Annotated in this window: 18 protein-coding genes, 2 pseudogenes and 2 riboswitches; of the genes and pseudogenes, 3 read left to right on the top strand and 17 right to left on the bottom strand. The window is 62.3% G+C overall.

Going from position 1 to position 20,062, the window contains the following annotated elements; all coding sequences use genetic code 11:
• Nucleotides 1-2,161 (top strand): annotated as a pseudogene (locus OR1_RS22365) (CxxxxCH/CxxCH domain-containing protein); the annotation flags it as partial.
• A gap of 79 nt (nucleotides 2,162-2,240) precedes the next feature.
• Here the strand turns inward: OR1_RS22365 and OR1_RS18300 are convergent.
• A complete protein-coding gene (locus OR1_RS18300) occupies nucleotides 2,241-3,137 on the bottom strand; it encodes a LysR family transcriptional regulator (RefSeq protein WP_041974079.1) in 897 nt (298 codons plus the stop codon).
• Between the two features lie 145 nt (nucleotides 3,138-3,282).
• Between OR1_RS18300 and OR1_RS18305 the strand changes: the two genes are divergently transcribed.
• Entirely contained in the window at nucleotides 3,283-4,038 is a 756-nt protein-coding gene (locus OR1_RS18305) for a class I SAM-dependent methyltransferase (protein WP_041974160.1), read from the top strand.
• Entirely contained in the window at nucleotides 4,038-5,273 is a 1,236-nt protein-coding gene (locus OR1_RS18310; protein ID WP_041974082.1) for an MFS transporter, read from the top strand. Before OR1_RS18305 ends, OR1_RS18310 begins: the two co-directional genes overlap by 1 nt.
• Before the next feature lie 75 nt (nucleotides 5,274-5,348).
• Here OR1_RS18310 and mobB read toward each other — a convergent pair whose 3' ends face one another.
• From mobB to OR1_RS18390, 16 genes and pseudogenes are all read right to left on the bottom strand, one after another.
• Complete coding sequence (gene mobB / locus OR1_RS18315; RefSeq protein WP_193377114.1) at nucleotides 5,349-5,849, bottom strand: molybdopterin-guanine dinucleotide biosynthesis protein B; 501 nt, start codon at nucleotides 5,847-5,849, stop codon at nucleotides 5,349-5,351.
• A 21-nt stretch (nucleotides 5,850-5,870) separates the two neighbouring features.
• Nucleotides 5,871-6,353 (bottom strand): annotated as a pseudogene (locus OR1_RS18320) (molybdenum cofactor biosynthesis protein B); the annotation flags it as partial.
• Nucleotides 6,353-6,832 carry a cyclic pyranopterin monophosphate synthase MoaC gene (gene moaC, locus OR1_RS18325; protein WP_041974084.1) on the bottom strand — a complete coding sequence of 160 codons (480 nt, stop codon included), beginning with the start codon at nucleotides 6,830-6,832 and terminating at the stop codon, nucleotides 6,353-6,355. The pseudogene OR1_RS18320 and the gene moaC, both read right to left, overlap by 1 nt.
• A 196-nt stretch (nucleotides 6,833-7,028) precedes the next feature.
• Nucleotides 7,029-8,246 carry a gephyrin-like molybdotransferase Glp gene (glp, locus tag OR1_RS18330; protein ID WP_041974088.1) on the bottom strand — a complete coding sequence of 406 codons (1,218 nt, stop codon included), beginning with the start codon at nucleotides 8,244-8,246 and terminating at the stop codon, nucleotides 7,029-7,031.
• A 30-nt stretch (nucleotides 8,247-8,276) separates the two neighbouring features.
• The gene (locus tag OR1_RS18335) at nucleotides 8,277-9,392 is read right to left on the bottom strand and encodes an ABC transporter ATP-binding protein (protein ID WP_041974090.1); all 1,116 of its coding nucleotides are present in this window, start codon (nucleotides 9,390-9,392) and stop codon (nucleotides 8,277-8,279) included.
• The gene (locus OR1_RS18340; protein ID WP_041974092.1) at nucleotides 9,389-10,087 is read right to left on the bottom strand and encodes an ABC transporter permease; all 699 of its coding nucleotides are present in this window, start codon (nucleotides 10,085-10,087) and stop codon (nucleotides 9,389-9,391) included. The genes OR1_RS18335 and OR1_RS18340 overlap by 4 nt, the downstream gene beginning before the upstream one ends.
• Nucleotides 10,087-10,944: a substrate-binding domain-containing protein gene (locus OR1_RS18345; RefSeq protein WP_041974094.1), complete on the bottom strand. Its 858-nt coding sequence runs from the start codon at nucleotides 10,942-10,944 to the stop codon at nucleotides 10,087-10,089. The genes OR1_RS18340 and OR1_RS18345 overlap by 1 nt, the downstream gene beginning before the upstream one ends.
• Before the next feature lie 101 nt (nucleotides 10,945-11,045).
• A riboswitch (molybdenum cofactor riboswitch) is annotated at nucleotides 11,046-11,166 on the bottom strand.
• Nucleotides 11,167-11,406: 240 nt separating this feature from the next.
• On the bottom strand, nucleotides 11,407-12,234 hold the full coding sequence (locus tag OR1_RS18350) for a HesA/MoeB/ThiF family protein (protein ID WP_041974096.1): 828 nt from the start codon (nucleotides 12,232-12,234) through the stop codon (nucleotides 11,407-11,409).
• A gap of 1 nt (nucleotide 12,235) precedes the next feature.
• Entirely contained in the window at nucleotides 12,236-12,460 is a 225-nt protein-coding gene (locus OR1_RS18355; protein WP_041974098.1) for a MoaD/ThiS family protein, read from the bottom strand.
• Complete coding sequence (locus OR1_RS18360) at nucleotides 12,457-13,074, bottom strand: hypothetical protein (protein WP_052440648.1); 618 nt, start codon at nucleotides 13,072-13,074, stop codon at nucleotides 12,457-12,459. Before OR1_RS18360 ends, OR1_RS18355 begins: the two co-directional genes overlap by 4 nt.
• Before the next feature lie 243 nt (nucleotides 13,075-13,317).
• Nucleotides 13,318-15,054, bottom strand: coding sequence for an aldehyde ferredoxin oxidoreductase C-terminal domain-containing protein (locus tag OR1_RS18365; protein ID WP_041974100.1), 1,737 nt, complete (start codon nucleotides 15,052-15,054; stop codon nucleotides 13,318-13,320).
• A 34-nt stretch (nucleotides 15,055-15,088) separates the two neighbouring features.
• A riboswitch (molybdenum cofactor riboswitch) is annotated at nucleotides 15,089-15,208 on the bottom strand.
• Nucleotides 15,209-15,270: 62 nt separating this feature from the next.
• On the bottom strand, nucleotides 15,271-16,704 hold the full coding sequence (gene mftF, locus OR1_RS18370; protein WP_041974102.1) for a mycofactocin biosynthesis glycosyltransferase MftF: 1,434 nt from the start codon (nucleotides 16,702-16,704) through the stop codon (nucleotides 15,271-15,273).
• Complete coding sequence (locus OR1_RS18375) at nucleotides 16,701-17,582, bottom strand: electron transfer flavoprotein subunit beta (RefSeq protein WP_041974104.1); 882 nt, start codon at nucleotides 17,580-17,582, stop codon at nucleotides 16,701-16,703. The genes mftF and OR1_RS18375 overlap by 4 nt, the downstream gene beginning before the upstream one ends.
• A 22-nt stretch (nucleotides 17,583-17,604) precedes the next feature.
• Nucleotides 17,605-17,883 carry a ferredoxin family protein gene (locus tag OR1_RS18380; protein ID WP_041974106.1) on the bottom strand — a complete coding sequence of 93 codons (279 nt, stop codon included), beginning with the start codon at nucleotides 17,881-17,883 and terminating at the stop codon, nucleotides 17,605-17,607.
• Nucleotides 17,880-19,178 (bottom strand): FAD-dependent oxidoreductase, encoded by a 1,299-nt coding sequence (locus tag OR1_RS18385; RefSeq protein ID WP_041974108.1) that lies wholly within the window; start codon nucleotides 19,176-19,178, stop codon nucleotides 17,880-17,882. Before OR1_RS18385 ends, OR1_RS18380 begins: the two co-directional genes overlap by 4 nt.
• Nucleotides 19,175-19,963: an electron transfer flavoprotein subunit alpha/FixB family protein gene (locus OR1_RS18390; RefSeq protein ID WP_237754352.1), complete on the bottom strand. Its 789-nt coding sequence runs from the start codon at nucleotides 19,961-19,963 to the stop codon at nucleotides 19,175-19,177. Before OR1_RS18390 ends, OR1_RS18385 begins: the two co-directional genes overlap by 4 nt.
• Nucleotides 19,964-20,062 lie beyond the last annotated feature (99 nt).

The following is a 20,062-nucleotide window of genomic DNA, read 5'->3' on the forward strand; positions in this document are numbered from 1 at the left end:
CAAGGTTGCCGGCACCTGCAACACCAGGTGTCACGGCACCGGCAACACGGTCAACTGGACCCAGACTGCCACCCTAAACTGCGGCAGCTGCCACGGCAACCCGCCGGCCACCTCGGATCATGACGGCAAGGCGGCCACGGTTTCATGTTACGAATGTCACAAGCATTTCAACAACGACGGTTCGCTCAATGACCCGTCGCAGCATATGAACGGAACCATTGATGCAACCGGCGGCAGCTGCCTCGGTTGCCACGCAACAGTAAAAGGCAACCGTGCCGACGTGGTCAACCACTTCAAAGGTAAATCGCACCATATCCAGGGTGTGGCCATCACCAACGCGCTCTGCTACCAGTGCCACTGGGAGGCCAACAGTGACGGCAGCATGAACGCCACCTATCACATGGGTATCCCGGGCGGGTCCGTCAGCCTCGTAGTCTATGGCGCCGGGACCGGCAGGCCGGCCAGTTATACAACCGGCACATACGTTTCCTACACCGCCAACGGCGCGAGAAGCTCCGTAGAAAAACTGAACAGCCACTGCCTCGGCTGCCACCGCAGCGCCAACGCCACTGCCAAACCGTTCAGCGACGGCAAGACCCCGCAGCAGTATGCCTGGGATTCCCGCAGCATCGAAGAGCGTTACGCCAACAGCGGCGCCACCAGGTGGAGCCAGTACTCCACCGCCAACACCAACAGGAAGAAGCATTTGACCAAGGCCTACTCCGCCCACGGCAATGCCGCCAACAACCAGATGGGCTGGAACACCGTGACCGGCGTCGATGGCGACATCACCGATATCTCCGGCAACCGGATCGTAGCCTGTTACGACTGTCACAACTCCCACGGCTCCTATGCCGCCGGCACTACCGTCAGCTACGCCACCATGTCCTCAGCCAAATACAACGGCGGCCTCTTCAAAAACACCACCTCCGGCAAAGGCGGCTACAGCATGAGCTACAAACCGCTGGCAGGCGGCAGTTCCGCCACCAGGAACGCCTACAACGCCGGCGCCGGCCTCTGCTTCGACTGCCACAACAACCGGACTTCCACCGCCGGCAAAATGCCGTGGGGCTACAACGACACCTTCAACGCCGGCCAGGCATTGAACGGCTACTGGGATACCCCGTACTTCGGCGCCTACACAACCCCGTCCGCAAAACGGTATCCGTACAAAGGGATGGTATCCAGCCGTTACGCCAAGTCCATGGCCAAGCCGGCCGGCGGCCACTTCGGTATCAGCGACACCATGGGGACAACGGTTAACGGCTCCATCAACGGCCTCTGCACCCCGTGCCACGATCCGCACGGCGTCTCGCAGAACAGTGCCAAGGTCGCCAACCCGGTCTACGGCGTACCATTGCTCAAAGGCACCTGGCTCACCTCGCCTTACTCCGAGGACGTAGCACCGGCCAACACCAACCGGAGCCGCGGGGGCGGTTCGCGTGAGAACTCCCTGCCCGGCGTCGGCGGCGGCAGCGACCCGCTGTATTACATCGACCAGAACACCTTCCAGGCCGACCGGACCCATCTGCCGGCAACAGTACCGAGCCGGACCTTCGGCCTGTTCGGAACCTCCGCAGTTACCCTGCAGACCCAGACAGCAGCAACCTCCGGCGGGCTCTGCCTGACCTGCCACAGCCAAAGCGCGATAGCACCGAACGCGGGCGGCACAGCACCGGCCTGGAAGACCAGGTCCAGGGTCCACAACTCCGTAACCGGGTGGGGCTCCTCCGGCACCGGCAATGCCGGCAACGTGGTCCATTCGTACACCTGCTCCAAGTGCCATGCGCCGCACATATCAAGGATGCCAAAACTACTCGTCACCAACTGCCTCGACGTCAAGCACCGCGGCCGGGTAGCTAGCGGCGGCACCATTGCCGCAACCGCTGGGAACAACCCGACCACCAACAACGGCAACATGATGACCGCAACTGCAGTCACCACCGGCAAGGGTGCGGGCCGGTTCCCGGCGGGCGGCGCCCGTTACAGCGGTACGCCGGGCACAGCAAGGTATCCGGGACCATGGGCCTTCGGTGCCACCACAACAACGGGCACTACGCCGTCAGCGGCCTACACCACCAACTGCCACAACAGTGCGACAGCCGGCGGCTCGGCCTGGGTACCGTCCAACCAGCTCTGGAACACCAGGTCCAACTGGTAAGCGAAAAAAAGGCGGGATACTGCTGAGGTATCCCGCCTTTGCCTGATGATCCTGTTATTTTTCAACAGATCCTCTGCCCTCATCGCTTTCCTTGATCTTCGCCGTATTCGGCGATCCGCTCCAGCATGAAATCGACAAATGCCCGGTTGGCGCGGGAGAGATACGCTCCCCGTTTCCAGGCGATGAGCAGATCGATATAAAGCGGCGGATCGAATGAAACCGCCACCAGGTCATTGTCTCCGGCCACCACCACCCGGAGAAAGGTGGAAATGCCTAGCCCGTTTTTCACCAGAGGCTTGACGAGCGAAAAGAGATTTGTCTCGAACACGATCCGGAGCTCTGCTCCCGCGCCCTTCACCATCTCCTGCATAAGCTCGCGCAGGTAATAGCCTTCCTTGAAGAAAAGCAGCGGCTGCTGTATGAACTCGCTGAACGGGACGCCGCTCCGTCCGGCAAAGGGGTGGCCGGGCGGAATGCAGATAACGACCTCCTCCCGCACGAACTGGCGCGTATCAAGGGCGTCCGGAACATTGCGTCCGGCGATGATCCCCATATCCAGCTCTCCCTGGACAATCATCTTCTGTATCCGCCACCCACCTTCGCCATAGACCGACAGGGTAAGCTGCGGATATCGCTGTTTGAAATCGCGGATAATGTCCGGGAAAAAATAGGCGCTCATGGGGGGAATGCCGATCCGCACCTCCCCTTTTTCCAGCCCCCGCAGGTCCGCCATCTCCTGCTCGGCCGTTTTTACGTCCCCTAACAGGCGCAGGGCATGCTCCAGAAAGATCTCCCCCTCTGCCGTCAGTGTGACCCGCTTGTCCTGACGGTTGAGAAGCGGGAGTTCCAATTCATCCTCCAGCCGCCTGACCGCCATGCTGATCGCCGGCTGGGCGATCCGGAGCTGTTCGGCGGCCCGGGTAAAACTCCCCAGCCTGGCCGTTGCCACGAAATACCTGATCTGACGCAGATCCATCCCCTGCCCTGCTCCTGAACCGGGGCAAACCAGTTCATAAATATTATTTATCACCACAATAAAAATTATATAGTTTTTTTATCTTCAAGCAACTGCTACGGTGATTACAACAGGAATGATCAGTGTGCAAGGAGACGGGATGAACATGAAAACGACGTTCAAAGACCATTTTTCCGGCCGAGCCGCCGACTACACCCGCTACCGCCCCGGTTATCCGCCGGCACTGTTTGCCTGGCTCGCCGGGCAGACGGAACACCACGACCTGGCCTGGGACTGCGGCTGCGGCAACGGCCAGGCCGCCATCGAGCTGGTCTCACTCTACAAGCGGGTAGTGGCGACCGATCCCAGTGCCAGCCAGATCGAGAACGCCTTCCCCCACGACCGGATCAGCTATAGCGTTGCCCCGGCCGAAGCGTCCGGTCTGGCCGCTGCCAGTATCGACCTGATAACGGTGGCCCAGGCGCTCCACTGGTTCGACTTCGACCGTTTCTACGCCGAGGTGCGGCGGGTGGCCAGGCCGGGCGGCGTCCTGGCCGCCATCTCCTACGGCGAGGTCAGGGTGGAAGGGGCTCCGGATCGGGTGGTCTCCGGTTTCTACCACGACCTGATCGGCCCGTACTGGCCGCCTGAGCGGCGCTACGTGGACGAACATTACACCACCATTCCGTTCCCCTTTGCCGAGATCGAGGCGCCGTTGTTTGCCATGGAATCGTCGTGGAACCTGGAGCAGCTGACCGGATACCTGAAAACCTGGTCGGCTGTGAAGGAGTACGAGCGTCACAATGGGCATGACCAGCTCGCGTTGATCGCCGAGGAACTGGTCAAGGCATGGGGCGATCCGTACCGGCCGCGCATTATCAGCTGGCCGCTTTCCCTGCGGGTCGGGCGCGTGGAGGGGTAATGCAGCTGGGCTCGGCCATAAGAGAGGGGATACCGGTCACAGAAGGGGTCCGGACCGGCACTGCCGCCTTCCGGCGGATCAATCTGGCCCTGTTCTGCGCCGGATTCGTGACCTTCGTGACCCTGTACGACGTCCAGCCGCTTCTGCCGCTGTTCGCGCAGGAGTTCGGCGTATCGCCGGCAACTGCCAGCCTGCCGCTGTCGATCGCCACCGCCAGCCTGGCGATCGGCATGCTGCTGGCCGGCAGCATCTCCGAGACGCTGGGCCGCCGTACGGTAATCGGGACCGCCCTGGTTCTTACCTCGCTGCTGGCGATGGCTACCTGGCTCTGCCACTCCTTCACCTCGCTGCTGGCGCTCCGTCTGTTCCAGGGGATGGCGCTGGCCGGCGTACCGTCGGTGGCCATGGCTTACCTGGGTGAGGAGATGGATTCCCGTGCCATCGGCAGCGCCATGGGGCTCTACATCAGCGGCAACGCCATGGGCGGCATGACCGGCAGGATCGGTTCGGCGCTGTTGTGCGATTATCTCCCCTGGCACGCGGCTGTCGCCCTGATCGGCGTCGTCAGCCTGGGGCTGAGCCTGGTCTTTATCCGGAGCCTCCCCCCTGCGACGAATTTCCAACGCCGCCCGTTCAGTATTGGATACCTGTTCAGCTCCCTTGCCGGACAGCTGCGCGATCCCGGGCTCCTCTGCCTGTACAGCCTTGCCTTTCTCTGCATGGGCGGGTTCGTATCCATCTATAACTATATCGGCTTTCGCCTGCTGGCCCCTCCCTACAACCTTAGCCAATCCGGCGTCAGCCTGATCTTCCTGGTCTACCTGCTCGGCTCCTTAAGCTCCGGAGTGGTCGGCAGCCTGCTCAACCGTTTCGGCAGACCGCTCATGATCCGCCTGACCCTGGCGACCATGCTGGCCGGAACCCTGATCACCCTGGCCGCGCCGCTACCGGTGATCGTAGCCGGAGTCGGCGTCTTCACCTGCGGCTTTTTCTGCGCCCATGCCATCGCCTCCAGCTGGGTCGGACGCCGGGCAAAGACCGGCAAGGCGCAGGCCTCGTCACTCTACCTGTTCTGTTACTACCTGGGATCGAGTATTTCCGGGACAATAGGCGGAATGTTCTGGCAGCGGCTCGGCTGGCCCGGGGTGGCGGCAATGATCGCCCTGCTGACCCTGGCCGCATTGGGCGTGGCAACCCTGCTGCTGAGGCTTACTGTAACGGATCGGGAGGGGTAGCGCCCCCGGCAGGCCGGGGGAGAGTTTGTTCAGAGATCAACCTGGGTTGGTTATCACGGTAGCGATAGCAATCCGCTATCCGGCCAGAAAGCGCTTCATGATGAAATCGGCCACAACCGCGGCATCGTTCAGGTCCAGTACCGGCACATCCAGCTCCAGCGGCGCATCGCTGGCAACGGCCAGCAGGGTCGGGTCATGCTGCTCCCCCCGGCAGAGGAGCGTGTCGCTCCGTTCGCTGCGATGCACCTCGATCTTAGGCAGGTCGCTCTGCTTGAACCCCTCGGTCAGCACGATATCCACATCCCGGAAATAGGTGGCGATCAGCTCCCTGATCGGCGGCGAGGCCTGGTGCCGCTTAACCAGGGCGAGTTTCTCCGGCGACGAGATCAGCATGGTGTCGGCCCCGGCAGCTGTCAGACGGTAGCTGTCCTTGCCCGGATGATCGATATCGAACCGGTGGGCATCGTGCTTGATGACGCCGACCCGCACCCCCTTCCCCTTCAGTTCGGAGATCACCTTTTCCAGCAAAGTGGTCTTGCCGGTCCCTGACTTGGCCACGAACGAGACCGCCTTCATCACTGCGACTGCTGTCCGGGGCTGGCCGCACTCCTCCGGGTCCCCCTGGATCTTGGCCACGCAGTGGGGCACTGCCTGCCAGACCGCCTCCAGGTTCTCGATCGCGCCTTTCGGGCTTCCGGGCAGGTTGATGATCAGGCTCCGGCCGCGAATTCCGGCCACGGCACGGGAGATCATGGCATGCGGAGTTTTTTGCAGGCTGCTGGCGCGCATCGCCTCGCCGAAGCCGGGAATCACACGCTCCAGCACCGGCAGGGTCGCGTCCGGCGTGACATCGCGGGGCGAGACCCCGGTGCCGCCGCAGGTGAGGATCAGATCAAATTCATCGCTGTCGGCCCAATCGGTCAGCCGGGCCGTGATCAGGGTTGCCTCGTCAGGAATCACCTCGCAACGGGCAGTCGCCACCCCCTGGAGCTTCAGCCATTGCTCCAGCGCCGGGCCACTGGCATCGGCCCGTTCGCCCCGCGCCCCCCGGTCGCTCAGAATCAGCAGTGCCGCTTTCATTATTCCCCCTCCCGGCGGTAGACGCCGCTCTTGCCGCCCTCTTTGTAGAGCAGCGCCACTTCGCCGATGGTTATCCCCTTGTCGCTCCCCTTGCACATGTCGTAGACGGTCAGGGCCGCTATTGACGCCGACACCATCGCCTCCATCTCCACCCCGGTCCGCTCGAAGGCCCGGACAGTGGCAGTCACGACCACCTCGCCGGTCTCCGGCTCGGGCATGAAATCGATGGCAGCATGATGGATCGCCAGAGGGTGTGAGAGCGGGATCAGGTCCGGGGTCTTCTTGGCCGCCGCGATCCCGGCCAGGCGGGCCACGCCAAGAACATCCCCCTTGGCCGTCCGGCCGGCCAGCACAGCCTGCAGGGTTTCCGGCCGCAGCCTGACCACGGCCCTGGCCTGCGCGGTACGCAGGGTCGGCACCTTGGCGCTGACATCGACCATGATCGCCTGCCCCTGTTCGTCAAAATGATTGAAAGACATTCGAACTCCTCTCTAAAAAACGCAATTTTTTCTCAAGGTCAAGGCAGACAAGGATTTGCGCAGAGGCGTACACGAAGTACGTCGCACAAGCAAAGCCGAAGGCTAACGCCGAGATTGGGACAAATCGCTTGCGATTTGGACAGCGGAGGCTGCCCAAAGGGCGAGGCCACCAGGCCGAGTCAAAAAGGTGCGTTATTTATCCTTCGAGCATGGCGGCGTCGCTGCGGAGCAGATGCACATCCACCTCTTCGCCGGCTGCCACCACGGTCCGGTCCTTGGGGAGCACGGCAATGGCGTTCGCCCTGACCATGGTCCGGAGGATGCCGGTGTTCTGGTCGCCGGAGGTGGTCGCCCAGTAACGGCCATCCTCAACCTCGATCCTGACCCGCAGGAAGTGAACCTTGCCCGGCTTTTTGCGCGCCTCTTCCCGCAAGAACGCCTTGACATAGGGCTTGATGACCCGTTGATGCCCCATCATTTTCAGGAGCGCGGGCCGGACAAACTCCTCGAAGGTGATCATGGTCGAGACCGGATTACCAGGGAGGGAAAAGACCGGCGTGCCGTCCTTCACCCCGAAGGCGGTCGGCCCGCCCGGCTTGATATCCACCTTCCAGAAGATCTGCCTTACCCCGAGTTCGGCCAGCACATCCCGGACAAAATCCTTGTCACCGGCAGAGACCCCGGCGGAGGTGATCAGAACGTCGGCCTTAAACCCTTCCAGCATCTTCTCCCGGTGACTCTCCCGGTTGTCGCGGGCAATGCCGATTATCACCGGCTCGGCGCCGGTCTCGCGGATGGCCGCAGCCAGCGACAGGGCATTGCTGTTGATGATCCGCCCCGGTGCCGGCGGCTCGCCCAGCTCGATCAGCTCGTCCCCGGTTGAAATGATGGCAACCCGCGCCTTGCGGTAGACCGGCACCACCGCCTTGCCGAAAGAGGCGAGCATGCTGATCTCCGGCGACTGGATCACTGTCCCGGCGAGCAGAAAGGTGTCGCCGCTGGCAACGTCCTCGCCATGGAACCGGATATGCTGCTGAGGGCGCACCTCCCCCCTGATCCGGACCATCCCGTCCGCCTCTTCGGTCTCCTCTACCGGCACCACGGCATCGCAGTTGAGTGGTATCGGCGCCCCGGTCATGATCCGGACGGCACAGCCGGCCAGGATCGGACCGGTAACGCTCCCCCCTGCCGGAATATAGCCGGTGATCCGGAGTAAGGGCTTCCCTTCCCCGCAATCGGCAACCCGAACAGCAAAACCGTCCATGGCCGAGTTGTCGTAGAGCGGCATGTCCCAGGGGGCAACCATATCCTCGGCCAGGACCCGGCCCAGGCTGGCCAGCAGTTCGACCCGTTCAACCCCCAACGGTGCGGCATGGTCAAGTATGGTTGTTCGCGCCTCTTCGTAACTTGGCATATCTCAAATCCTTGTCAAACAGTTTCAATGTTAGTATTTGCCCCCGTCCCGCCTGGCGGAACGGATCAGGTGAACTGCAGTGGCCTTGAACGAGGCATAGACCCCCTTACCCTCGGCGAGGTTCAGGTTGGCGATCGACTGGCCGGTCAAATATGCCACCAGCGGGAAGCCGCAATCAAGGTGAATCTTGTGAAACATGCCGTTAGGGATCACCCTGCGGATGCCTGCGGCAAAGACATTCCGGGCGCTGGTCTCGCCGGACGGATCGACAATGTCGATGGTAACATTTTCGGGGCGTATGCAGAACAGTGCCGTCTCCCCCGGATCGGCGCTGCCGGCAATCTCCACCTGACGCTCTCCCAGAGTCAGCCGGACCACCCCTCCCCCGCTGCTGATGACCGTACCGGTAAGTACGTTTTCCATGCCGACAAAGGAGGCGACGAATTCGTTGACCGGCCGGCTGATCACCTCTTCCGGCGGACCGCTCTGCACCATCTCGCCACGGTTCATCACCACCATCCGGCTCGACAGCCGGAGCGCCTCCAGCTGGTCGTGGGTAGCCAGCACCGCGGCAGTGCCGGTTTCCCGCAGAATCCGCTCCAGGTCGTCCATCAGGGTCTGGCGGGTGGGAGGGTCCAGGGCCACGAACGGCTCGTCGAGAAAAATCACCTCCGGCCGGATGGCAAATGCGCGCGCCAGGCTGGTCCGCTGCGCCTCGCCACCGGAGAGCTTGCGCGCCGACCGCTCGGCCAGCTGCGTCATGCCGAACAGCTCCAAGGTTGTCATCACCCGCTCTCTGATCTCTGTTTGCGCCATGCCCCGGATTTTCAGGCCGCTGGCCACGTTGCCGAACACCGTCCCGTCGAACAGGAGCGGCTCCTGAAAGACCATCCCCAAGCGCCGGCGATAGGAAAAAACGGCGCTGTCGCTGACGATCTCTTCCCCGCGGCACCGGAAGCTCCCCCTGGTTGCAGGGAGCAACCGGGCCAGGGCCAGCAGCAGCGTGGACTTGCCGGCGCCGTTCGGCCCGATCAGGGAGAGAACCTCCCGTTCCCGGAGGGAGAAAGAGGGGATGCTGAGCACCCTTGCTCCGCCGCGATGCAGTTCCAGGTCGCTGACTTCCAGGAAAACTTCGCCTCCGGTCATCGCGGCCGCTCCCGCTGCTGGATCCGGGTCAGCAGGTAGTTGATGGCAAAGCAGAGCAGCAGCAGGATCAGGCTGAGGGCAATGGCCAGATCGAAGTTCCCCCGCCCGGTCTCCATGACCGTGGCAGTGGTCAGCACCCGGGTGTACCCCTTGATGTTGCCACCCACCATGATCGAGGCCCCGACCTCGGAAATCACCCCGCCAAAGCCGGCCATCACGCCGGCCAAGAGCGGCAGGCGCGCTTCCCGGACCAGCAGCCGGACCATCTGGCCCCGGGTCGCACCCAGGGCCAGGATCTGCAGCCGGAGGTTAGGGGGAAGATTCTGGATCGAGGCGACCGTGATCCCCATGACGATCGGTGTGGCGATGATTGCCTGGGCAATGACCATGGCAGCAGGAGTGTAGAGAATCTCCGCAAACCCCAGCGGGCCGTTGCGCCAGAAAAAGATACTGACGAACAGGCCGACCACCACCGGCGGCAGAGCCATGCCGGTATTGACCAGGCTGACCAGCAGCCGTTTGCCGGGGAAATCGCTCAACGCCAGGGCTGTGCCGCCGGAGATCCCCAACAGCAGGCTGATCAGGGTGGCGCTCCCCGAGACCTTGAGCGACAGCCAGGTAATCGCCATGACCTCCCGGTCGAGGGAGGCCAGCAGGCTAGCCGCTTTGGCAATGCCTTCAAGGATCAGTTCCATCAGAGCCCCAGCGACTCGGGCTTTTTACCCGCATCAGGGAAAAAGAGCGGCGCGCCGAACTTGTCCACCCCGAATCGGCCAATGATCTCCTGAACCTTCTTCCCTACCATGAAATCGCCAAACGCCTTGGCACCGGCAGCGTTCACCTTGGGCCACTTGGCCCGGTTCACCTCGATCACGTGATAGATATTCAGGAGCTTGGCGTCCCCTTCCACCAGGATCTCCAGGCCGAGCGTCTTTTTCAACGCCAGGTAGGTGGCGCGGTCGGTCAGGGTATACCCCTTCTTCTCGGCAGCCACGTTCAGGGTCTGGCCCATGCCGAGGCCGGTCTGCTGATACCATTTCTGACCGTCAGCAGCTATCCCGGCCCCTTTCCAGAGCCCCTTCTCCTTGGCGTGGGTGCCGGAATTATCGCCGCGCGACAGGAACAGGGAACCGGCCTTGGCAATCTTTTTGAACGCCTCTGCCGAGGATTTGGTACCGCGGATTTTGGCCGGATCAGCAGCAGGGCCGACAATTACGAAGTCGTTATGCATTACCAGCCGGCGGTTGACCCCGGCCCCCTTGTCCATGAACTTCTTCTCCGCGTCAGGGGAGTGGACCAGCAGCACGTCGGCCTCGCCCTTCTCCCCCATGGCCATTGCCTGGCCCGAGCCGACGGCAATGGTCTTGACAAAGTAGCCGCTCTCCTTCTCGAACACCGGGATCAGGACGTCCAGCAGACCGGAGTCCTGGGTGCTGGTGGTAGTGGCGAGGATCAGGGTCTTCGATGCCGCTGCGGCAGAGTCGCAGATACCGGTGACGGCCAGCGTCGCCGCAATCAAGAGAGAGAAAAACAGCCGTTGCCATTGATTCATAATCTGCCTTTCTACGGATAAGATTTATTGAAATCGGTACTCCCCTGAGTAATAAAAAAAGGCCCTTTCCGATGGAAAGGACCCTGGGTACACGGATAAACTCCGGGACAGCAGGTTCTCCTTTCCAAAAGGGAGGCATTGCCGTTTCCGGCAATACCCGTTGGCCAAAACGCCATGAGGTTATTACCTTTTAGGCGAGTAGACTCGGAGAGACATTTCTTTATTAGCAAGTTTCATGCACACAATGCAACAAAAACGTAAAACAGCTCCCCCTAAGGTGCAAGAGGGGTTTGACCTCCTGAAACGCCAACAGTATTTCCCGTAGCGTTTCTCAACACTACCAAATCTCATGTAGATTTTATCTACACTTTTGGCCGTATGAACTTAAATCAATAAAGGCATCAGATTTTCTAGCATGTCCAATCCGGCAACAGTCCGTCATCAGCACATAGTCAGACCGAATCAGCTCTCCGTCAATGTCGTTTCGTGCAACTGCATCAGCCTGAGGTCGATTGACAGCAGCCGGCGGCGAAGCGTTTCCCCCTTGCCGAGCAGCACCTTGCAGGCCTCGGCCACCTCCAGCCCGGCAATCACGGCCGGGGTGAAGGATGGGTTCCCAAGCTGCTGCTCCACCCCTTTTACCGGCTGCCGGCCCTGATACAGGGTCTGCAGAGTCCGGTCACCCGGGAATTGGGTCGTTACCTGGCCATACCACCCGGCGATGGCGCCGTGCACCAGCGGAATATTGAGCGCCTCGCAGACCTCGGCCAGTTCCAGCCGGACCGGGATGCTGTCAAGGCAATCGACTGCCAGCTGCACCCCGGCAAGCAGCTCCGGGCCGTTATCGCTGTTAAACGTTTCCTGCAGCGGCAACAGCGTTACCGCCGGATTTAGGGCAGCCACCCGCTTCTGCGCCGCCGCCACCTTGGCCTGGCCGAGGTTGGCCGGGAGCGAGAACAGCTGCCGGTTGAGATTGTGTTCTTCAAAACAGTCGGGATCGATCACCACCAGCTGACCCACCCCCAGCCGCGCCAGCTCCTCGACGACATACCCGCCCAGGCCGCCGCAGCCGATCACCGCGACCCTGCTCCGCAGCAGGGTCAGTTGATCCTCAATCGAAACGGTCTCGCGATTGCGCTGGTAACGGGCCGGAAGTATTCCCAGACCAAGGGCGGCCTCCTCCACCTGATAACAGGTACAGCCAAACCGTACCATGGCCCGCCGCTGGCGCGTCCAGGGGAGAATCCCTTCCGTTGCCTGCTCGCGCAGGTAGTCGTGCAGCGTTGTCATCTCAGCCGCCGCCGAGAAGGGGAAACAGTGCCAGGGTATCGCCATCGGCCAGCTCCTGATCGAGTTTCACATGCCTGCTGTTGACCATCATTATCCCCAGTTCCTGCTCCGGAATCGCCAGCCCGGTGACAACCTCCCTAACCGTGGTCGCGGCCGGATACGCGCGCTGCTCGATGGTGAATCGCCCCTTCTGAAAACTGGCAAACAGTTTGACGGTTACATTCATATGAAATCCCTGCATTCGACAGTGAGCCGGATCGATTCGATCCGGGCAAGATCCGCATCCTCTCCGAGCGTCTCCGGATCGATCGCCAGGCCATTCAACCGGGCAGAACGGCAACCGCGTCGGAACTCCGGGCCCTGATCCCGGAAGAAGTCGAACAGTTCGGTTCCGGTAAGCAGTATACCACGCTCCAGAAATCCTGGTCCAAGCTCCCCCAGCAACAGGTTGAACAGCTTGACCCGGACTACGGCCTCGGTGCAACCGCCAGTGCCTGTCTCTTCATGATGGGTCATGGCACCGCGCATCGCGGCATAGTAGCCGCCGCGCCGCATGGTTGCCCCGACCAGACCCGGCATTGCCCCGGACAGGGCAATGACCGCATCCGGGCCGACCAGCGCCGTATGAACGTCATCGATGGCCCGGGAATTGAGAAAGATCGTCGTGACCCGCTGGGCGACATACTCCGGGCTGATCCCCCACTGATCGCTCAGGAGCTCGCCGAGCCGGCAACCGACCCGGCAGCCGACCCGCACCCCCTGCTGCAGCAACGGATAGAATGCCGACAGATGGCCGGAAGCCAGCTCCAACTTCAAGTTGCTATAGGAGAGCGCGACCATCTATGTTCTCCGGAATCCATATTTGCGAAAACCGCTTTTGTCCAGAGTTATGCGACGGCCGGATTTATGCCAGGTTGGCCCACCCGCATGGCCCCCCGCGGAGGCGTAGCAGCGCTACGTCGCACAATTTCGCTTGCGAAATTGGACCGCGAAGGCGCCCGAAGGGTGAGGCCTGCGGCCGAAGTCACAAGGAGGGGCCAGAGGACGGGGTCAAAATGGCGTAAAGCCGGCCGTCGCCCTCTGCTACCAGTTGAACAGCTGGTCGATCTCTTCATCCGGCACCGAAAACACCTGATTGTGCGGCGCAATCGGATCGGTGTAGAAGAAGCGCGGCAACCGGTCGTGGTGCTTGGTGAATCCGGCCCGGGTATTGAAATCCCGCTCGGCGGAAAGCACTTTCTTGCCGAGCGCCACCACGTCGTCACCGGTCATCTCGATGCCGTAGAAGGAGCCGAGCATGTCGAGCAGCGCCTGGAAGGTCTCCGGCTGGTCCATGATGGCAAAAGCGATGAACAGGCACATACCGGTGGAGTCGATGGCCGCGGTGGCGATCTGCAGGTTCCGCGACAGTTCCACCTGCCCCTCGGTCTTCAACGGATCGACATCGCCGCCGACCTTGAGGATGTTGGTGGCAATGGCGTAGCCGGCGGTGTGGTCTGCCCCCATGGTGGTGGTGGCATAGGTGACGCCGATCCCCTGGATCGGGCGCGGATCGTAGGCGGGCAACGCCTGTCCCTTGACCACCGGCACCTTCTCGACCCCGAACACCTTGCCGGTGATCTCGGCGCCGCAGCCGAGCACGCGGCCGAGCGGTGTACCCTTGCCAACCTCCTCCATCAGACGGATCGCGCCTTCGCTGTCACCGAACTCGGCCAGACCGGCATCCATGGCCACCCCGATGGTGACCCCCATCTCGATGGTATCGACACCGATGTTATCGTCCATGTAGTCAAGCTTGGCCACGGTATCCAGGTTGTCGATGCCGCAGTGGCCGCCATGGGACCAGACAGTCTCGTACTCGGGCTGCTTGGTGACGTAGTTGCCGTCCTTGTCGTTGAAGATCCCGGAGCACTGGATCACGCAGCCGCGGTGGCAGCCGTGGGTTGCGCTGCCCCCCCGCTTGATCTCCAGCTCTGCCTGCGCCTCGCCGGAAAGCTTGGCGCCACCCTCGAATACCCCCCCCTTGAAGTTGCGGGTCGGATAGCCGCCCGCCTCGTTCAGGACGTTGGTGAGCACATTGGTGCCGTATGCCGGTAGACCTTCGCCGGTGACCGGATGCTTGCGCAGCCCTTCGACAAACTTCCGGTTGGCATCCCGGAATTTTTCCGGATCCTTGGGCGCCCGCATCTTCATGCCGGCGTCATCAAGGATGATCGCCTTGACCCGCTTGGACCCCATGACCGCGCCGACGCCGCCGCGACCGCAGTGCCGGGTCGGGCGCAGTTCCGGGTCGGTGCAGGCGATGGATGCGGCCAGCAACTGGCGCTCGCCGGCCGAGCCGATGGTGATGTACGCCACCTTGTCGCCGTACTGACCGCGAAGCTTTGCCACCAGCGGGTAGTTGTCCATCAGCTTCAGGCTGTTGTCCTTCTCGATCGTGATCCCGTCCTTGTTGACGATGATCTTGTAGAGATCGTCGCCGGCCGGCTTGCCTTCGAGCACGATGGCGGCATAACCGATCCGGGCCAGCACCTGGGCGGCCTGGCCGCCGGCATTGGACTCCTTGATGGTGCCGGTCAGCGGGCTTTTGCACCCTACCGACAACCGGCCGGTCATGGAACCGGTGGTGCCGGAAAGCATCCCCGGCGCAAAGACCAGCTTGTTTTCGGCACCAAGCGGATGAGCCAGCGGATTCACCTCCTTGGCTACAAACAGCGACGTAAGCGCCCTGCCGCCAAGGCCGGTGTACTCACCGACCTCTTCAAAACTGATTTTCGGCCCCCCTTCGGCCCCCAAGTCGATTCTTGCAATCTTGTCCATTACGTTCTCCTCCCCTTTCCCTGAATGATGTGGTTGCTGACCACGTTATTCCTCCTTTCCAAAAGGGAGGCTCTGCCGTTTCCGGCAAAACCCATTGGCCTGCCGCCATGGGATGGTTCCGTTAGGCGATTCAGGCTCGGAGTAAGTTGGATTGTCATGATCCTGCAGGGGCAGGCCCCAGTGCCTGCCCAACGCGCGTTGGCCGCAGCGGCGACCCTAAGCCGAGGCTTCCATCTGCCTGAGCAGTACCACCCGGTACGAGGCGAAGGTCTTCCTGCTCAGGCATCCCCAGAACACCCCGCTGCCATAGGCAAGATGCTCCAGGGCATAGATCGCGATAAAGGCTGGAAACGGCTGGTCCGGCTGCCGCACCGAGTAATCGACCCGGCCCGCGCACGCCAACGCCGCAGCAAACAGCAGCCAGAGCATCGGGAAAAATAAGGCAGCGGCAATGATCATCAGCGAGTAGTAACGAACCAGGTGAAAGCAGAGGTAATAAACCAGGCTCCCCAGCGCCCGCAGCCGGCCGGCAAACAGTTCCGTCAGGCCGACCGGAACATTGCGTCTAACCAGCCGCGCCTTGACAACGGTTACATCAAGCGCCAGCACGCAAAAGGCAAGGAGCAGGCTCCACCCGCCGGTGAACGGCGTTGCCAGGCCGAGTGCCAGCAACAGTGCCAGCAGCGGCGGTATGACCATCCGCTTGCGCCGTTGCGGATGAAGGCGCTGCAGGGTTCCTTCCGAGGTGCCATAGTCAAACCGGCGCGACATGAAAGAGCGCACCGAGCTGCGGTGTTCATGGTAAATCCGGCCGGCCGGGAGATAACCGATAGTCCACCCCTGGTCGCGCAGCCGCCAGGTCAGATCAACATCCTCGCCGACATGCATCTCGTCCCGGAAACCGCCGACAGCGTTGAACAGCCCCCGCCGGACCAGGAGATTGCAGCTCGGCAGATAGAAGGTGTCGTCGCCGCTGCTGCCGGTCCTCTCCCTGCTCCCAAGTGAGAGGCTGGACATAACGCTTTCGTACCTGTCCACGGCCGATTCACGGCACATGCCGTCAACATAACCGCCAACCGCGGCCAGCCGCGGATCGCTGAATGCCGGAATAAGCTCGCTGAGCCACCCCGGCGATGCCGTACAGTCTGAATCTATGAATGCCAGGATCTCACCGGTGGCCGCCCGGGCGCCGACATTGCGTGCCGCTGCCGGCCCTCTGCCGGTCCCGCCCGACGGGACAACCTTTGCTCCGTATAACTGTGCCAATACCGGGCTGAGATCCGTGCTGCCATCATCCACCACGATGACCTGGAGCCGTTCCTTCGGGTATTTGATCCGGTTCAGGGAGGCAAGGCAGCGGGCAAGCTCATCTTCGCGATCCTTTACCGGGATCACGATGCTGACCGCCGGCTGATCCGTCGGTTGTTCACTGCTCTCCCTGAGCCGCTCGACAAACCCTTTCCCGGCCAACTGTTCCAGCACTTCCTGCTCAGCCAGAGAAACCGGCGTTATCGGTCCGTCCAGGCCGCGGGCAACCAGCTCCCGCAGGGAGCGGTTCAGCCGGAGAACACAGAGCGGTGTCCTGCTGACAAGCAGATGCTCGCCACCCCGCTCCGCCAACTCCACATGCGGCGCCAGACTGTACATCATGGGGCTATCCCCTCTTCCTGCAGGACCTGCCAGATTCCTGCGCTAAGCTCATCGGCTGACCCGGTCCGCAGTTTCCCCTCCCTGGCCTTGATCCCGCCGGAAAGCAGCGACAGTATCCGCTCGAAGGTCGGCAGCTGCGCATCCGGGGTAACCACCCGCACCGGATCGAGCCGAGGTACGCCGAATTCGGCCAGCGTCAGATAGGCCCCGGTTGCCCCCACTTCCCAGAACGGCAGCCCCAGGTCGGCCAGGCGCCATTTCTCCACCGGCGCCCTGACTGCGGCGGCAACGGCATCCACGGTCGGATAGCGGGACACTGCAACCTCTTCGAACAGCACGGCGCAGGGAAACGGCGCCGTTACTTCCTGTCGTCCGCCACGGTCTACCTTGCGCAGGGCCGCGACACTGTTTTTATTTAACCGCAGATCCGTGACCGCTGCCAGGCAGGGGATCGCTTCCATTGCCGCAGCCAGGGCCGGTGCCGGGTCGTCGCCGCGGTCCAGAAGGCGGCTGCCGGTAAAGAGCAGTTTCGGAGCCAGGATATGGACAATACGGGCCAGAACCCTGGCATCGGCCACTGCATCGCTCCCGTCGAGCCCGTGGTCCCAGAACCTGATGCAGCGGTCAGCGCCCATGGAGGCAGCAAGGCGCAGCAGGTCGTCAAGTCGTTCCGGCCCGATGGCAAGGGCGGTTACGCTGGCGCCGAGGCTCTCTTTCAGCCGGATCGCCTCTTCCAGGGCCGAAAGATCAGCCGGATTGGCAATCTGCCGCAACCCGCGGTCGCTGATCCCGGCCCCGCGGGTAATGGCCTTGGCAGGCGGGCGCGGGTCGGAGCATTCGCGGAGGAGAACCAGAATATTCAGGTCTTGATATGGCATGGATATATCTCCAGAAAATTATTTACGTCATCCGGAAGGCTACGCCGAAGCCGCCGCGTGGATAACGCCAGCGGGTAAAGGCATTGCGCCGGCAGACCACGTAACAGGTGCCGCATTCCAGGCAGCCGTCGTACACAAAGGTCATCTTCTGCTCTGCCTCGGACCAGGTGTAGCACCGCGCCGGGCAGCAGTTGGTGCAGCCGCGCACGTCGCAGCCGGCACAGACCTTGTCGTCCAGGACGATGTGCGGCTCACGGTCGATGGTAAAGCTGGTAAAATCGAAAATCTCGTCTATGTTCACAGTGCCCTCCAGGCGGTCAGGAGGTCGGAAAAGACATTCTTCAACCCGACCTTTGCCTTTGCCTCCCGCAGTATCAGCTTTGGGATGCTTGTTTTCGGGGTGCCGTCGATCCGGTAGATATGCTCCATCATGCTGCAGACCAGCTCCGGGTATTCGTTGTAGATCCGGTCGATATGGAGCATCTTCGGCGCATTCCTGAACCCTTTCAGGTCCTTCATCACCCAGCTCAGATCGAGCCGATCCTTGTACTGTTTCAACGACTGCCGGGAAAAATCGTTGCGCTCATGGGCTTCGATCGCGGTCTTGGCGGCGAGGATCCCGGAATGCGAGGCGAGGTTGATCCCCTCCAGGTTGACGCCGGTGGCGTTGCATAGCGCCGCTGCGTCGCCGGCCACCATGATGCCGTCGCCGTACAGTTCGGGGATCATGGCGTAGCCGCCTTCGGGGATGACATGGGCCGAATACTCCATCAGCCGCCCGCCATTGAGAAGCTTGGTGAACTGCGGCTGCTCCAGGAAGGCGTTCAGCAGGTCGTATGGGGTCTTGCCGCTGGCGCGCAGACTGCTGATATGGACCACGATCCCCACCGACACCGTGTCGTAGTTGGTGTACAGGAAGCCGCCCCCCCGGACGCCGCCGGTGCAGCCGACATATTCATTGGCAAACCCCTGGTCCCGAACCAGTCCGAACCGGTCGTCGATGACCTCTTTCGGCATGTCGAACAGCGCCTTCACACCGACCGCCATCTGGTCCGGGTTGAAACCGGGGCGACGCAGTCCGGCCTTGAGCGCGGTAAAGGAGAGCACGCCGTCTGCTGCCACCACTATCGGCGCGGACAGCTTACCCTGACGGCCGACAATGGTGACACCGTTGACCCGGCCGTTCTTCAGCACCACATCTTCCACCGTGGAGCGGTTGATGAGTGTTGCGCCCGCGTTGACCGCTTCTTCGGCCAGCCAGCGGTCGAACTTGGGACGAAAGACCGTGTAACCGTTGTACGGGGTCCGATCGAAGCTTGCGGTTTCATGCTGCACATGGAAACTCGCCGCATCGGTCATGAAGGTGGTACCCTTCTTGGCGATATGCCGCTCCAGCGGCGCCCGCTCCCAGAAGTCGGGGAACACCTCCTCGATGGAGGTCATCCGGTGCAGCAGGCCGCCGAACATGTTTTTCTCGCCGGGGAAATTGCCCCGTTCCACCAGCGCCACATCCAGGCCGGCACGGGCCATGGTCAGGGCCGCGGACGAACCTGCCGGACCGGCGCCGACGACTATTGCCTGAAATTCCTTGCTCATGCCGCACCTCCGCAGGCTTGCCGGGCTTTGTCCAGCAGGCGCGGTATTACTTCACGCAGGTCTGCCACGAACCCTTCGTCAGAATTGGGAAAAATCGGGGCCTTGGGATCGCTGTTGACCGCCACTATCCTTTTGGCGTCCTTGATACCACCCACATGGTGCATGGAGCCGGAAATGCCGAGCGCCAGGTAGAGCCGCGGGGTGACGGTGCGGCCGGTCTGACCGACCATCCGCTCGAAACCGGTCCACCCCAAGTCGAAGACCGGCCTGGTAACGCCGAACGAGACATTCAGCAGCTTGCACAACTCCATAAGCTTGCCGAAGGTGGCCGGATCGCACCCCTTGCCGGCGCTGAAGATCACCTCCGCGTCGGTCAGGTCTACGGTTTGGGGATCGGGCGGTATCCGGGAAACGACGGTGGCAACGCTATCGTCCGCCTTCGGAGCAGGTTGCCAGGCAGTCACCTGCGGCGTGCTCGGCTTGATTGACGGGAGCAGCACCTGGCTCAACAAGCGCACCGGCACGGTGATGATCAACGGCCGGCTACCATCCCATACCCGGCTTTCCGCAAGCCGGCCACCCAAGGCCGACCGGGAGAGCTGCAGATTGCCGTTCACCCTGCGGGCCGTGGTCACCTCGGTCAGGAGCGCCGCATCGAGCGCCGCGGCCAGCACCGGCGCCAAAGTAGTGCCCAGATCGTTATGGGGGAGCAACACCAGGGTGGCGCTCCCGGAGGTAATCTGCTGCGCCAGCACCCGCCCGAGACGGGCCGGGGTGTCGAGCAACTTAGTCCCGTTTTCCAGGTGGCTGATTGTCGGTGTACCGTAAGATGCAAAGCCGGCCAGGGTTTCCCCCTCGGGTGGAAGCAGGGTCGCGCCCCCCAG

Origin of the sequence: Geobacter sp. OR-1 (genome assembly GCF_000813145.1) — a bacterium.
Lineage (GTDB): Bacteria > Desulfobacterota > Desulfuromonadia > Geobacterales > DSM-12255 > Geoanaerobacter.

What these genes read in the sequence shown, in the direction of transcription:
- OR1_RS18300 (WP_041974079.1), bottom strand. Translation starts at nt 3,137, where the DNA reads ATGGATCTGCGTCAGATCAGGTATTTCGTGGCAACGGCCAGGCTGGGG.
- OR1_RS18305 (WP_041974160.1), top strand. Translation starts at nt 3,283, where the DNA reads ATGAAAACGACGTTCAAAGACCATTTTTCCGGCCGAGCCGCCGACTAC.
- OR1_RS18310 (WP_041974082.1), top strand. Translation starts at nt 4,038, where the DNA reads ATGCAGCTGGGCTCGGCCATAAGAGAGGGGATACCGGTCACAGAAGGG.
- mobB (WP_193377114.1), bottom strand. Translation starts at nt 5,849, where the DNA reads ATGAAGGCGGTCTCGTTCGTGGCCAAGTCAGGGACCGGCAAGACCACT.
- moaC (WP_041974084.1), bottom strand. Translation starts at nt 6,832, where the DNA reads ATGTCTTTCAATCATTTTGACGAACAGGGGCAGGCGATCATGGTCGAT.
- glp (WP_041974088.1), bottom strand. Translation starts at nt 8,246, where the DNA reads ATGCCAAGTTACGAAGAGGCGCGAACAACCATACTTGACCATGCCGCA.
- OR1_RS18335 (WP_041974090.1), bottom strand. Translation starts at nt 9,392, where the DNA reads ATGACCGGAGGCGAAGTTTTCCTGGAAGTCAGCGACCTGGAACTGCAT.
- OR1_RS18340 (WP_041974092.1), bottom strand. Translation starts at nt 10,087, where the DNA reads ATGGAACTGATCCTTGAAGGCATTGCCAAAGCGGCTAGCCTGCTGGCC.
- OR1_RS18345 (WP_041974094.1), bottom strand. Translation starts at nt 10,944, where the DNA reads ATGAATCAATGGCAACGGCTGTTTTTCTCTCTCTTGATTGCGGCGACG.
- OR1_RS18350 (WP_041974096.1), bottom strand. Translation starts at nt 12,234, where the DNA reads ATGACAACGCTGCACGACTACCTGCGCGAGCAGGCAACGGAAGGGATT.
- OR1_RS18355 (WP_041974098.1), bottom strand. Translation starts at nt 12,460, where the DNA reads ATGAATGTAACCGTCAAACTGTTTGCCAGTTTTCAGAAGGGGCGATTC.
- OR1_RS18360 (WP_052440648.1), bottom strand. Translation starts at nt 13,074, where the DNA reads ATGGTCGCGCTCTCCTATAGCAACTTGAAGTTGGAGCTGGCTTCCGGC.
- OR1_RS18365 (WP_041974100.1), bottom strand. Translation starts at nt 15,054, where the DNA reads ATGGACAAGATTGCAAGAATCGACTTGGGGGCCGAAGGGGGGCCGAAA.
- mftF (WP_041974102.1), bottom strand. Translation starts at nt 16,704, where the DNA reads ATGATGTACAGTCTGGCGCCGCATGTGGAGTTGGCGGAGCGGGGTGGC.
- OR1_RS18375 (WP_041974104.1), bottom strand. Translation starts at nt 17,582, where the DNA reads ATGCCATATCAAGACCTGAATATTCTGGTTCTCCTCCGCGAATGCTCC.
- OR1_RS18385 (WP_041974108.1), bottom strand. Translation starts at nt 19,178, where the DNA reads ATGAGCAAGGAATTTCAGGCAATAGTCGTCGGCGCCGGTCCGGCAGGT.